Annotated in this window: 9 protein-coding genes; 5 read left to right on the plus strand and 4 right to left on the minus strand. The window is 66.6% G+C overall.

The window, feature by feature from the left end; genetic code table 11:
• Positions 1–107: 107 nt before the first annotated feature.
• Positions 108–947, minus strand: a complete 840-nt coding sequence (locus QFZ26_RS17675; RefSeq protein ID WP_307044452.1) for an alpha/beta hydrolase — start codon at positions 945–947, stop codon at positions 108–110.
• Positions 944–3,967 (minus strand): MGH1-like glycoside hydrolase domain-containing protein, encoded by a 3,024-nt coding sequence (locus QFZ26_RS17680; protein WP_307044454.1) that lies wholly within the window; start codon positions 3,965–3,967, stop codon positions 944–946. Before QFZ26_RS17680 ends, QFZ26_RS17675 begins: the two co-directional genes overlap by 4 nt.
• A gap of 352 nt (positions 3,968–4,319) precedes the next feature.
• Between QFZ26_RS17680 and QFZ26_RS17685 the strand changes: the two genes are divergently transcribed.
• Both QFZ26_RS17685 and QFZ26_RS17690 read left to right on the plus strand, forming a co-directional pair.
• Positions 4,320–5,324, plus strand: a complete 1,005-nt coding sequence (locus QFZ26_RS17685; protein WP_307044456.1) for a LacI family DNA-binding transcriptional regulator — start codon at positions 4,320–4,322, stop codon at positions 5,322–5,324.
• Positions 5,325–5,546: 222 nt separating this feature from the next.
• Positions 5,547–7,196, plus strand: a complete 1,650-nt coding sequence (locus tag QFZ26_RS17690; RefSeq protein ID WP_307045144.1) for an ABC transporter ATP-binding protein — start codon at positions 5,547–5,549, stop codon at positions 7,194–7,196.
• A 22-nt stretch (positions 7,197–7,218) separates the two neighbouring features.
• Here the strand turns inward: QFZ26_RS17690 and QFZ26_RS17695 are convergent, their stop codons facing one another.
• Together QFZ26_RS17695 and QFZ26_RS17700 are read right to left on the minus strand one after the other, a co-directional pair.
• Positions 7,219–9,519 (minus strand): family 78 glycoside hydrolase catalytic domain, encoded by a 2,301-nt coding sequence (locus QFZ26_RS17695; protein ID WP_307044458.1) that lies wholly within the window; start codon positions 9,517–9,519, stop codon positions 7,219–7,221.
• Positions 9,520–9,535: 16 nt separating this feature from the next.
• On the minus strand, positions 9,536–10,324 hold the full coding sequence (locus QFZ26_RS17700; RefSeq protein ID WP_307044460.1) for a glycoside hydrolase family 78 protein: 789 nt from the start codon (positions 10,322–10,324) through the stop codon (positions 9,536–9,538).
• Between the two features lie 385 nt (positions 10,325–10,709).
• Here QFZ26_RS17700 and QFZ26_RS17705 point away from each other — a divergent pair, with 385 nt between their 5' ends.
• The 3 genes from QFZ26_RS17705 to QFZ26_RS17715 all read left to right on the plus strand — a co-directional run bounded on the left by QFZ26_RS17705 (position 10,710) and on the right by QFZ26_RS17715 (position 13,859).
• The gene (locus QFZ26_RS17705) at positions 10,710–12,011 is read left to right on the plus strand and encodes an ABC transporter substrate-binding protein (protein ID WP_307044462.1); all 1,302 of its coding nucleotides are present in this window, start codon (positions 10,710–10,712) and stop codon (positions 12,009–12,011) included.
• A 61-nt stretch (positions 12,012–12,072) separates the two neighbouring features.
• The gene (locus QFZ26_RS17710; protein WP_307044464.1) at positions 12,073–13,035 is read left to right on the plus strand and encodes a carbohydrate ABC transporter permease; all 963 of its coding nucleotides are present in this window, start codon (positions 12,073–12,075) and stop codon (positions 13,033–13,035) included.
• Positions 13,035–13,859: a carbohydrate ABC transporter permease gene (locus QFZ26_RS17715; RefSeq protein ID WP_307044466.1), complete on the plus strand. Its 825-nt coding sequence runs from the start codon at positions 13,035–13,037 to the stop codon at positions 13,857–13,859. Before QFZ26_RS17710 ends, QFZ26_RS17715 begins: the two co-directional genes overlap by 1 nt.

Here is a 13,859-nt window from a genome sequence, read left to right on the forward strand (position 1 = left end):
GATCTCCCCACGGGTCGTTGCACGAACCAAAGCAGTCTCTCATCCCCGCACTGGCCGAATGCTCCACGGTGCCTGTGGCCGTCATCGTCCGTGATCGCGTTGCCCTGTCACTGGCGTTGGCGTTGGCGTGGCATCTCGTCGGTTGCCGCCGGAAGGAACCCACGGCCGATCCAGGTGGCCACGCGCTCGATCGAGACGGATGCCGCGGGCTCGTCTGGCCTGTTCAGGTGCCCGTGCGCGGTGCGGGCCTCCATGACGAGCTCGAGTGGCACGCCGGCTTCGACGAGCGTCGCGGCGAACACCTCACCTGACACGCGAAGCTCGTCGATCTCGCTGTTGATCATGAGCACTGGCGGGAAACCCGCGAGGTCGGACGCGGCGGCTTCACCCGGCACCACCGAGAGCGGTGCGTCGTCGACGGGTTTCCCGAAGTATCCCTCGTACATCGAGCGCACGCGGGCGGGCCCCGAGCGGTCGACCTCGGGGTTCGCGTCGAGGAGTGCTCGCAGCGCGGCATCCGGTGGCGGCTGCTCGGCGAGGAGAGTCGGGTAGGCGAGGAAGACGCCCCCGGGCAGTTGTCGTGGTCGCGTCTCGTCGGCGAGCATGCGCAGCACGGCACCTGTCACGAGGTTGCCGCCCGCACTCGCGCCGCCGATCGCGAGGCGCGCGGGGTCGATGCCGAGCTCGTCGACGTGTTCGAGCGTCCAGTGCCACGCCGTGAGGATGTCATCGGATGGCACGGGGTAGTGGAACCCGCCACCCGCGTGGCGATAGTCGACCGTGATGACCGAGATGCCGCGTTCGGAGAGCGCGCGTGCGACCCAGTCCGCCTCGGGCATATCGAGGTCGCCACCCGCGAATCCGCCACCGTGTGCCCATACGAGCGTCGGCTCACCTGCCGGGTATACCCGCACGAGTCCGTCTGCCGCGCCGAATGATTCACTCACTCGACACCCGCACTGAGCTGCGACGACCTCAGCCGCACCGACCCGCCGGCCTTGTACGGGCGCGTCACGGTGATCCCACTGCCCGTCAGCGTGATCTTGTCGCGCGTGACGAGCAGTTCGAGCCTCTTGCCATGCCAGTGGAGGTTTCTCACCCCGACGCGCGTCAATGTCGATGGCAGGTTCGGCGTGATCACCAATGCATCCGGTTCGGCTTCGACTCCGACGAAGGCGTACATGAAGCTGGCAGGCGCCAGTCCACTCTCGGGGAATGGAATGTCCGTGCCGACCGACGTGCTCTTCGTACCGCTGTCGACTGTGCTCTCGCCGCGGAACAGTGGAGTGCCGCCGGAGATATGGTCGGGTTCGTTCCAGCGATCGAGGATCGCGGTCAATCGTGCCCACGCGTCATCAGCGGATTGGTATCGGGCGCGTGCCATGACGTCGAAACCCGAGGTGTAGAGGATCGCCCCGCCGTCTTGCACCTGATGCTCCCACGGCACTGTGAGGTTTTCGAGGAAGAACCAGTAGCTGTTTCGGCGCGTGGTCGACCTCGGCGCGAACACCCACCTCGAGTAGATGTCCGCCGGGCCTTCGTAATGCTCACCCAGTGCCGCCAGGAATCGCGACCTGGCATCCGCGGCTGGGAGCCCGTCGGAGTACGCCTGTGCTCCCGGCACTGCGTTCATCGACGACCACCAGGCGAGTGAGCCTGTCACGTCGGAAACCTCTAGGTAGTACACGCCCGGTTGCTGCTTCGGAAGGTCGATGTGTGCCACCCCACCGTCGTCCCAGTTGCTGAACTGCCGATCTGCGACCTTGACCGGCGATGCTCCGTCGGGCAGACCCTGGTACAGGGTCATCGTGAATGCGGCACCGCGTTCGCCGTAGGTCGGGAATCGCGCTGCGACGCTCGTGAAGGCGGCATTGGCCGTGAAGCTCTGCCCGAGAGTGTGCCCGGGCTGGACCTTCGGAGCCAAGCCGCCGCCTTCCATGAGCACGACGGAGTTCTGCAGTTCGGTGTGGCCGTGGTCGAGCCAGTCGAAGATTCGAGCGGCCTGGGCGTCAGAGGGGAGCCCGAACGACGCGGCCTCGAGGTTCACGTAGGTCGCGCCGTAGTCGTGGACGACGCCGTCGATGTCGATGGATTGGATGTACCTGCCGTCTGCGTCATTCCAGAAGAGCTCGTTGTAGCGCTCCGCCACAACCGAGCGGAGCGCTCGCAGTTGCTTCGCCCGCTTCTTGTCGCCGACGAACTCCTCGAGTTGTGCCATCGCCTCGAGGGAGCCGTAGAAGTAGGCGTTGGCGTACGCGTCGAGGTGACCGTGCGACATGATGTCCCAGTAGTTCGAGGGCACCGCTCCGTCTCGTCCGCTGTGGTCGGGCGAGGTGATCGTGATGACGCCGGTGCTGCCGCCGAGCGAGTCCAGGTAGAACGCCATCGCCTTCCGTGTGCGCGGCAGCATCGTCGTGAGGAATGCGGAGTCGCCGGTCCAGGAGAAGTAGCGCCATGCGGCGAGGATGTACATCGCGTTCGAGGTGAAGTGCCTGCTGTCGTAGAGCTTCGGGTCGGGAAACGGCCAGCCCTGCGAATCCGGCCACGACCAGACGTACCCGTCGTCGTCGAGTTTGGTGTTCAGCAGGCTCGCCGACTGCTCTGACCTGCCCACGGTGCCGGTCCAGTCGAGGATGCGCCCCTCCCAGTCGGCCCAATCGGCGGCATGGCCGCTGAATCGAAAACTGAGTGCTCGTTCCCAATAGAACGTTGAGAGCTGTGTCGCCCTGAGTTCGTCGGAGGCGGTGAATACGGGGAAGACGTCGGGCAATTCGTCGGAGTGGGGGAGTACGTCGACGACGATCGTGCGCGAGATCACGGGTGCCGGGTCGGTGCTGCCCGTGTTCAGCGACAGCGTCATCGAGTCGGCCGCCATCGCGCCGTCGAGGATCGGCTGAGGCGCCGTGAACCGCAGGTCGTAGGGGCCGGTCCCGGTTGCCCCGATCCACTTCGTGCCGAGCACCGGGTTCGTCCAGGCGGTACGGCGCTTCAACTGCTGCGACGGGATGTAATAGCCGTCGTCGCCGATGAAGCGACTGAACAAGACTCCGTCCGCGCCATCGATCGAGTACCCGTCCTTGACCCATGAGGTGTTCAGCGTCAATCCGAGGTCGGCACGCGCATCGCCCTGCCAGTGCAGCTCGTACGACATCTGCAGCGTTGGCCCGCTGAGGTCGAACTCCCACGTGGCGACTCCATCGACGTTGTAGCCGACGACGTCGATCGTCATCGTGCGTCCGGTGAGCTGGTGGCGATCGGCGTATGCCGCACCCCCGACGTCGACCGTTGTACTGCCGCTCTGCGCCCACCAGCCCGGCGTGCCAGCGGCATGGGATGCTTCCAGGTAGTAGAGGCCGGCCGGCTGCGCGGGCACATCGACGTACGCCCACCCATTGTCCTGAACCGGAGCCACCTCGCGACTGCCGATCTCCGTCAGACCGTTCGCCGGGGTGCCCGAATAGAGGGTGAGCTTCATCGATGCGTTCGGGTCGCTCCACGTCGGGAATTGACCCCCCACGCGCGTGAAGCGATTCGCGGTTGCGGTGAAGGCCTGGCCGAGCGTTTGACCCGGATTGAGCGGAACCGGTGCGTTGAGCTGCGCCTGTCGGAGATTCTGCGCGGACGGGATCTGGATGCCGGCAAGGCTCAGTTTCGTCGTCGTCGTCGTCCAGGTGACTCCGTCGTTGAAACGGGCGTCATAGAAGTCCGACTCACCGAGGAACACCGAGCTGAACGCGGTGGGTTCGTACCGGCCGCCGCCCGTCGGGTCGCACGCCACCCGGGTCAGCTTGCCGTATGCGCCCGAGAGGCTGACGAATCCGTTCTCCAACAGGTAGGTGGCTTCCTCCGACGCGGCAGCAGCCGCGCCCGGCGCCCGCCCCGCGAGGGCGCCAGCCGCGGCCGCAAGTCCCGCTCCCTTGAGGAACGAGCGTCGGCTCGCGGTGATGCGATTGTTGATCATGCTCATCGGTTAGCTCCATTGCTCGATGTCGGTCTTGGCGTGTTGGGTGGCTGACGAGACGCTGCATCGTTCACACGGTGGACGTGCCTGCAGCAGCGACACCGCTTCCGGGTTGGGGCAGCGGTGGCGTTTGGTTGATGGTCACAACCCGCATGAAACGTTTCATGAAGCCTATTCATGATGACCACGCCTGTCAACCACGTTGAGCCCCAGACGCAGCCTGACAGAGCGCCGCCGCCATGGTGTGCTCGCGAGTCGGGCGGTGCTCGATTGAAAAGTTTCAGTCATGAGTTGGAAGTGGGCAGGCGCCGGGGTCGTGGACTCGTAGGATGGGGTCAGTCGAGCGATCGGAGGAGCGATGAGCAGGTCAGTCGGCATCCGTGAGGTCGCCGAGGCGGCTCGTGTGTCGGTTGGCACCGTCTCCAACGTGCTCAACAAGCCCGATCGAGTCTCACCGTCGACGCTCGCACGCGTGCAAGGGGTCATTGACGACCTCGGCTTCGTTCGCAACGACTTGGCGCGACAGCTCAAGATGGGAGCCGGCACGACGCTCGGCATGATCGTGCTCAACGTGGCCAACCCCTTCTTCGCTGACCTCGCGCACGCGTGCGAAGCGGCCGGCGAGCGGGCCGGGCAAACGGTCGTCCTCGGTTCGAGTGATCAGCTCGAGGCTCGCGAGGAGCGCTACCTCGACGTCTTCGAGGAGCAGCGCGTTCGGGGCATGATCGTGGCGCCACTCGACGGCATCACGAGGCGCATGCGCCAGCTCCGTACGCGCGGTATGCCGCTCGTACTCTTCGACATTCACGCCGATCGCGAGTTCTGCTCCGTCACCCTCGACGGCCGGGCCGGGGGCGAGCTCGTCGCGCGGCACCTGATCGAGTCCGGGCGCCGTCACATCGCCTTCCTCGGTGGTCCGCTCCACCAGGTCGAGGATCGATGGCTCGGAGCGCAACGGGTCTGTGCCGAGCACCAGGGCGTGCGCCTCACCCACGTCGACACCGCCGATCAAACCATTGCCGAAGGTCGGGCCGCCGGTGCGATCATCGAGGCGATGCCGGAGAACGAGCGTCCAGACGCCGTGTTCGCGGCGAATGACCTGCTGGCGCTCGGCGTGCTGCAGGCGCTCGTGCTCTCCGAACGCATCCGCGTACCGCACGACGTCGCGATCGTCGGGTACGACGACATCGATTACGCAGAATCCGCAGTCGTTCCGCTCAGCACCGTGCGTCAGTCCACCGAGCTCCTCGCCGAGCATGCCGTGCGACTGGTGCTCGACGAGGCGAATGACCCAGAGCATCAGCACGAGCAATTGAAGCTCGCGCCCGAGCTCATCGTGCGCGAGAGCTCCGCGGCGCGCTGACCGAAGCTTGACAGCTCTGCGGGGCGGCCCCATCATGGCAGCACAGTGAAACCTTTCATTTCTGCAATTCCGGCCTGACGGACGCGAGCCGCAGTGCTCGACTCCCACGCTGGTCCCATTCTCGGAGTTGTTGTGCACATCCGCGCAAGTCACCCCATCCGTTCCGTAGGCAGCCTGCTTCGCCCATATCGGGGCAGAGTACTCTCGGCGGCGTTGTTCCACGTGGTCCAGGACAGCCCGCTGTGGCTCGTCCCCGTCTTCACGGCACAGATCATCGACACCGTCGTGGCGGGCGCGGATTTCGGCAGGCTCTGGCTCCTCGTCGCGCTCACCGTGCTGGTGCTGTCGGTGCACTACCCGAACCACATCTGGTACGTGCGCATGTACAGCACCGCTTACCGTTCCGTCGCCGCCGACCTGCGAAACGCATTGACCGCGCACCTGCAAGGCCTCTCCATCGGATTCCACACCCGCAAGAGCGCATCCGTCATCCAGACCAAGATCGTTCGCGACGTCGAGAACGTGGAACTGCTCCTGCAGCAGGTGTTCCCGGTGGTCCTGATCTCGCTGAGCATTCTCGTCGGTTCGATCACTGTGACGGCGATGCAGGCACCCGCCTTCCTGCTGGTGTTCGCACTCACGGTTCCCATCGCGGCCGGACTCGTGGCTGGAATGCGCCGCCGTGCCGCCCGCCGCAACGAGGCCTTCCGTCGAGAGATGGAAGACCTCTCCGCTCGAGTCGGCGAGATGGCCACGCTCATCCCGATCACCCGCGCGCACGGGCTCGAGCACACCGCCTCGACACGTGTGGCGGAGACGGCCGAGAGCGTCAAACGCGCGGGCCTCGCACTCGACCGACTGAACTCTCGGTTCGAGACCACCTCGTGGGTCTCGTTCAATGTGCTCTCCACACTGTGCATCGGCTCAGCCGGATGGGCGGCGATGTCGGGCCTCGCGCCGATCACCGCAGGACAGGTGGTGCTGCTCGGCACCTACTTCGCGACACTGACGAGCGCGACCACTCAACTCGTGGGGCTCACGCCGATCATCTCTCGCGGCGTCGAGTCGATCAATTCGATCGCCGAGGTACTCGAAGACGCTGATCTCGAGCGCAATGCGGGCAAGACCGTGGTCGACCGCGTGGTCGGCCAGATCACCTTCGACCAGGTCGGCTACTCCTTTGCGGATGCCCCGCGGCCGGCGATCGACCACATCGACCTCGACATCCAGCCGGGGGAGACCGTGGCCTTCGTCGGGGCCTCGGGCTCGGGCAAGTCTACGACGATCAACCTCGTGCTCGGATTCATCCGCCCCACCGTTGGCCGAGTCCTGCTCGACGGGCGCGACATGGAACGTCTCGACCTGCGCACGTATCGCCGCTTCGTCTCGGTGGTGCCGCAGGAATCGGTGCTGTTCGAGGGCAGCATCCGGGAGAACATCACGTACGGACTCTCCGACGTGCCCGAAGAGCGTGTGCGCCGTGCCTTAGTCGACGCGAACGCGGCCGAGATCGTGGATGCGTTGCCAGACGGCCTCGACACGATGGTGGGTCAGCGTGGTGCGCGTCTCTCGGGAGGGCAGCGGCAGCGTCTCGCGATTGCGCGGGCGCTCATCCGCGATCCCCGCATCCTCCTGCTCGACGAGGCGACGAGCGCGCTCGACAGTGCATCCGAGGCAAAGGTCAAGAGCGCACTCGACACGCTCATGCGCGGTCGCACGTCCCTCGTGGTCGCGCATCGCCTCTCGACGATTCGCGGCGCCGATCGCATCGTGGTGATGGACCACGGCCGCATCGTCGAGGTCGGCGACCACGATGCCCTCCTCGCCACGGGCGGCGCGTACGCACGCCTGCACGCCGCGCAGCTCCAGTGAGCGCCCAGCACGATCGTCCGGGTCACGGCCAGGTTCGCCGAGCCCGGGAGAACCCGATGCGACCGAGGTGGAATGCGGCGGGAAGGCGCGGCGATGTCGTGCCGGCGGCATCCATTGGCGCTGCCGCATCCAGATAGGTGAGCCCGGCCTCGATCGCGACCACCGCGCCGGCGCCGGCCCAGCCCGCGACGTCGAGGGTCGTCCGTACCCAGCCGGCGGGCCACAGCCGCTGATTGGTCTCGAGCCGGCTGCCATCGACCGAGACGAGCCGGAGCTCGGTCTCGAGCCGTCGTGTGGAATTGTCGAGACACAGGTCGAACATCGCGAAGACGAACTGGGCGTGCGAGAGATCGAGGGGGCGGGGGAGCTCGATGCGAATGAGCGGGCCGGTCGGCTCGTCGGGGTCGGTGCCGGTCACCCGCAGGATCGGCCCCTCGAGCTGAGCGTGCGGCACCGGCATGCAGCGCACGCCGTTCTCGAGCACGGCGATCGAAGCCGTCGAGCCGGCGGCCACGAACCGCCGATCGACGACCGCAGATCGCAGCAGAAGCGCGTCGCCGTCGACGACATCGGTCGAACGGGGTGCCGTCGCAGGAGCCTGCCACGGCGGCTCGTGGCCCGGCAGCACTCGAACGGGAACCGCCACGTCTGCCAGGAATCGATGACGGCCGGGCCCGGCGCTCTGTTCCGGCACCCCGGGGAGTCGCACGACGGCCTCCGCGCCGACCGGAACAGTCACCTCGAGCTCGAGCCGTGTGCCGAGGCGGCGCAGCCGCACCTCGACCCGTCCGCGCACCGTCTGCGCCTCGAGATCGAGCGCCGTGAGGCCGTCGACGATGCTCGGTTCGACGATGAACCGCGAGTACCCGCCCGCGATCGGCCGAACGCCGGCGAGGAACTGCCAGGCCCACCCGGCGAACGGGCCCCCGAGACCGATGTGGTCAAGTGAACCGGTGCCGGTGTTCTCGGGGTCGATCCACCAGCACTCCCAGAACGTGCCGGGTCCGTGGTCGAGCATCGCGCCGATCCCGGGTTCGGCGGGCTGATGCAGGGCATCGAAGAGCGCCTGGGACCGCCCGCGATGGGCCAGGGAGCGTACAACCGTGCGAGTGGTGGCGAATCCCGACGAGACTCGATTCCCCCGGGCGCGAATGTCGCGTTCAAGCTGTTCGACGGCGACGGCGGTCTCTGCCGCCGTCAGCCAGCCGCTCTCGAGGGCTACCGCGAGCGAACCCTGGGATCCACTTCCCACCGACAGGCGACCTTCACCCGAATCGACGAAACTCGCTCGCGCCGCGCGCCGCAGCGTGTCGGCCTGCGCACGACGTTCGGCGGCGGCATCCGTCGCCCCGATGAGTTCTTCGAAGTCTGCGAGCACCCGGAGTGCATCGAGTGCTGCGGCCGTATGGTGCAACTCGGGCGGAGTCTGCTCGAGCGCGAGCCAATCGTGGCCGTAGCTGATGGGGGAGCGGCCGATGGTTCCGTCGTCGCTCGCGCAGGAGAGTTGGAAGTCGACCCAGCCGCGCAGGGCCGGCATCGTGTCGAGCACGACCTCGAGGTCGCCGTAATGCAGCCAGTGCCCCTCGAGCACCCGCTGGAGGGCCGCGCCCCACACGGGGTCCGGTTCGATCCGCTCGGCGCGCACGTCGGGCGCGATCGCGGGAATCGCCCCGTCAGCCTGTTGGCTCGTACGCAGGTCGCCCAGCCACTTCGTGAAGAACGCCTGCATGTCGAACGCCGAGAAGTCGAACTCGTTGGCGCTCGCCGTGTCACCGGTCCAGCCGGATTGTTCGCGAGTGGGGCAGTCCTCGGGAATGCCGTGAACATTGTTGAGCAGCGTGCGTCGTCCGCGCGCGACGAGCGTGTTGACGACGGGCGCATCGGTCGTCAGTGCGCCCGAGGGTCGGAGGTCGCTGTGCAGCACGTGCACCTCCACGCGGACCCGTACTTCGACGGGGAGCCCGGTCACCTCGAGGTAGCGGAACCCGTGGTAGCAGAACCACGGTTCGAGCACGTGGCTCGGGTCCGTCCGGTCGCCCGCGGCGCCGATCGTATACCGGAGGGCCTGCCGCACGCGCCCGTGGTCGAATGGCATCGTGAGGTTGGTGGTATCGAGCCGGCCGTCGTCGTCGACGTGTTCACCGTGCACGACCTGGATGACGGTGCCGACGGGGAGTGCGCCGTCGACCACGAGGCGGCTCCGACCGGCCACGTTCACGCCGACGTCGTACTGTCGCACCACGGGGTCGTGCATGGCGACCTGCGAGGGCGTGAGCACCTCGACGACGTGCAACGGGGGACCCGGATCGGGGAGCACACGCACGGGCGGCGGGGCGAAGTCACCCGCCCCGTCGGTGGGGTCGAGGACGACGATGGATGCCGCTCCGAACGCGACAGGTCGGCCCCGGTTCCTGGGCCTCGAGGTAGAACGGTTCCTCGATGGTGACGGGCCCGGCACCCGCGAACATGCCCTCGCCGGTTCCGTGGAACGTTCGCGAGCCGTCGGCGTGCTCGACCACCAGCGTGGCGAGCACGCGTGGGTCGAGGCCGGTGCGTGCCCACTCACCGCGCGCGACGGTGAGGTCGAGTTCGTTGCTGCCGACCCGGAGGAGGTCGGTCACGTCGTAGCTCCGAAAGAGTGCACGGTCGGCATCGGTGCGTGACGGGTCGCTCGCCGTGGCATTGACCGGGGTGCCGTTGACGCCGGCACGTACGAGCCCTTGGGCGGTCAGGTGCAGGCGAGCTCGCGGTGCAGCGTCGACGAGATCGAACCGACGACGCAGCACCTGGAGCGGCGGTGATGTGATCCAGCTCGCGCCGCCCCAATCGGCAAGCGTGTGCGGACCCGTTTCGAGCGGCACGGGCGGCGCCCAGTCCGACCACTCGTCGTTCTCGTCGCGGGTTCGCACCGTGAAGGAGTGGTGCGAGTTCGCGCGGAGGTCGACCGTGAGCTGCACCCATGGGTCGGCGCTCTCGACGAGCCCGCTCGTCCACGCGGCCGTGCCGGATTCGTCGAGCACGACCGCCGTGAACGCGGTCTGCGCCTGGCCGTCGTGCTCGAGCGGGACGTTCCACGACAGCCGCGGGCGGGGACTGGTCGCGAGCGCGATGAAACGGTCTGTACGCATCGTTGTTCGCGCGTCGACCCGCAGATGCTCGGGTGCCGAGCCGGAGCCACGGCGTTGACGTGCCGCGTCTGATGCATCACGGCCCCGCCGCTCGTTCACTGGCACAGCACTGCCCGATTCAGAAAGCATATTGAAACGTATCATACCTCGCGAGGTAGGCTCGACTCATTTCCCGAGGGCCCGCTTGCCTCTGCTGGTAGCCCGTCGATGAAACGTTTGCATTACGGGTCTTGACATTCGGGGAAGACTGACGTTTCATGAAGTGAAAGGTTTCAACAACGGCGTTCTCCCCAAGTCTGCGCCGTCGATTCTCCTGCATCACTCACACATAGGAAGGGAATGACGGACAATGACGTCACGTCCTACACGCAGCCGTCGTCTGACGGTGGCCGCCGCAGCAGTCGCGGTGTTGCCGCTTCTTGCGGCGTGCGGCAGTTCGAATGCCACCGGCGCAGCCGGAGAGGTCGAGGGCAGCACCATCGTCCTCACCACCGTCACGGGCCTCCAGCCCCAGTTTCAGGAGTACGCCGACGCGTACATGGAGTCGTTTCCCGACCGCACGGTCGAGGTTCGCAGCACCACCGACGACGCCGCCGAGTACGCGCAGCAACTCGCCACTGCTCGGCTCAGCGGTGAGGTGCCGGATGTCTTCTTCAACGTCGACTTCCTCGCCGACACGCTCGCGAAGAACAACGTCACGCTCGATCTTGCACCGGGCATCGACGAGGGCAAGCTCGGCGACCTCACGATCGATGACTTCCTGCCGCAGTTCGTGGGACAGTATCGACCGCTCGATGACCCCGACCAGGTGACCGGTCTGCCGGTGAGCGCCGATTCGGTCGGCCTGTACTACAACAAGTCGGCCTTCGAACAAGCGGGCGTCGACGAATTCCCCGAGGCGGACTGGACCTGGGACGACATGTACCGCGTCGCGGACGAGATCCAGACGAATACGGGTGGTGCCGTCACAGGACTTGCGGCTCCGCTCGGCGATGGCACGCCGCAGATCGTCTACGGCCCCGTCATCCAGGCATACGGCGGCTACGTGTACGACGCCGAGACCGGCACATCGGGCATCGGGCAGCCGGAGGCGATCGAAGCATGGACGACGCTGCTCGCTCCGTATGGCACCGCATCCGGTGAGTACACGGCGACCGCCGACGACCCGACGCTGAAGTTCAGCTCCGGCAATGTGGCGATGGCCATCGCGTCGCGGGGAGCAGTTCCGCAGACGAAGACCGCGATGGGTGACGCCGATTGGGATGTGCAGGTGCTCCCGACCATCGACGGCAACTCGACCGCCGGCGGCGGCTCCTACGGTCTCTCGATCGCCCAGACGAGCGAGAACCAGGATGCCGCGTGGGCGTTCCTCGCCTGGTTCTACGACACGGACGCCGGCATGAAGGTCGCCCAGGAGGTGGGCGGCGTCATCCCGCCGACCGATGACGGCATCGACAACGGCACCTGGAAGGACGGGACGCCTCCGCCCGTCAACATCGCCATCTTCGGCGAGTCGGCGCGCACCGCCGTGCTGCTCACCCAGATGCCGGGCGCGAGCGCGAGCGTCATGTCCGAGGCGACCAAGAAGGCGACGCAGCAGGTACTGCTCGAGGGCCGCGACATCACCGAGGCCTTCCAGGAGGCCGAGGCGACCGTCAACGACGCCATCGCCAAGGAATCCGAGTAGGTCGAGTATCGGGTGCGGGAACACGCGTTCCCGCACCCGACTCCATTCGAAGGAACCATCCGTGACAGCAACACCACTGACGGAGACGCCGCTGCCCCGCGCGGAGGCGCTTCGTCCGCCAGAGCCGGCCGAGCATCCGTCGGGTCGCAGGAACCGACGGGTCGATGCGCTCACCGCGACACTCTTCGTCTCACCCGCGATGCTCGCGTTCTTCGTGTTCGTGATCATCCCGGCGATCGGCGGCCTCGTGCTCGCCTTCTTCGAATGGGACCTCTTCGGCGTACCGGTCTTCGTCGGCCTCGACAACATCACCCGGATGTTCGTCGATCCCGACATGTGGCAGGCGCTCGGCGTGACAGCGCTCTTCGTCATCATGGGCGTCATCCCGACGATCATCGTCGGGTTCGTCCTCGCCGTCGTCGTGAACAGCAACATGCCGGGTGTCGCAGCGTGGCGCGTGCTCTACTTCACGCCGATGATCGCGTCCGCGGCGGTCGCGGCCATCATCTGGGTGAACCTGTACAACGGACGCAGCGGCCTCGTGAACCAGTTCCTCGCGTTGTTCGGCATCGACGGCCCCAACTGGCTCTCCGATCCGACGTGGGCCAGGCCCGCGCTCGTGATCATGATGATCTGGGGAGCGCTGCCGATCGTCATCATCCTCTACCTCGCCGGTCTGCAGCGTGTTCCCGAGGACATCTACGCCGCGTCGTCGCTCGACGGCGCCGGCAAGTGGCGGCAGCTCTGGAGCATGACCTGGCCGAACGTCTGGAGCACGACACTGCTCGTCGCCGTGCTGCAAGCCGTCGGCTTCATCAGCGGATCATTCGAGATCGCCCTCATCATGACCGATGGCGGGCCGCTCGGCACGACCCAATCGCTCGCGCTGTACTCGTACAAGGTCGCGTTCGCCGAGCGCGACATCGGGTACGGAAGTGCACTCTCGCTCTTCCAACTCGTGCTACTCATCGTCATCGTGGTGGTCGCGAGAATCATCACCCGCCTGCGAAAGGAGCGCAGCTGATGCATCCGCGTCTCTACAACACGCTCCGCTACGCGCTCATCGTGGTCTGCGGTCTCGTCCTGGCGGTGCCGCTGCTGTTCATGGTGTCGGGCTCGCTCAAGTCCGCTCAGGAGATCAACGCCTTCCCGCAACCGCTGCTTCCCGAGACGCCGATCTGGCAGAACTTCGCCGACGCGTGGAATTACCTCACCCCCCAGGTGATCGGCAACACGTTCATCTTCAGCCTGGGCATCGTGGGACTCCAGCTCCTCATCTCGCTGCCGGCCGCGTTCGCCCTCGCGAAGATCCCATTCAAATGGACTGCCGTGATCCTCACCACGCTCGTCGTGCCGATGTTCGTGCCCGCCAATCTCACGCTCATCCCGCTCTTCGTCGTGACGTTCCAGCTCGGCTGGCTCAACTCGTTCGCCGGCCTGATCATCCCGATGGCGGCGCAGTGCGCGTTCGCGATCCTGCTGTTCCGCCAGTTCTTCGTGACCCTCCCGCCCGGACTCATCGAGGCGGCCCGCATCGACGGCGCGGGGTGGCCGCGCGTCTTCACCTCGATCGCGCTGCCCTTGGCCAAGCCGGCGCTCGCCACGTTCTGCTCGATCAGCTTCCTGACGGCGTGGAACATGTACATCTGGCCATTGGTCGTGGCGCCGAATCCCGCACAGCGAGTGATCAACGTGGCGCTCGCACCCCTCGCCGGCGGTGAGAACTCGGTCATCTCACCGGCGATCGGGCTGGCGGGTGCCGTGATCGCGATGGTCCCGGTGCTGATCGTCTTCATCGTGCTCCAGAAGTGGTACATCAAGGGCGTCGTGGGAACCGGGCTCGAGTAG

This window comes from Agromyces ramosus, from assembly GCF_030817175.1.
Taxonomy (GTDB): Bacteria; Actinomycetota; Actinomycetes; order Actinomycetales; family Microbacteriaceae; genus Agromyces; species Agromyces ramosus_A.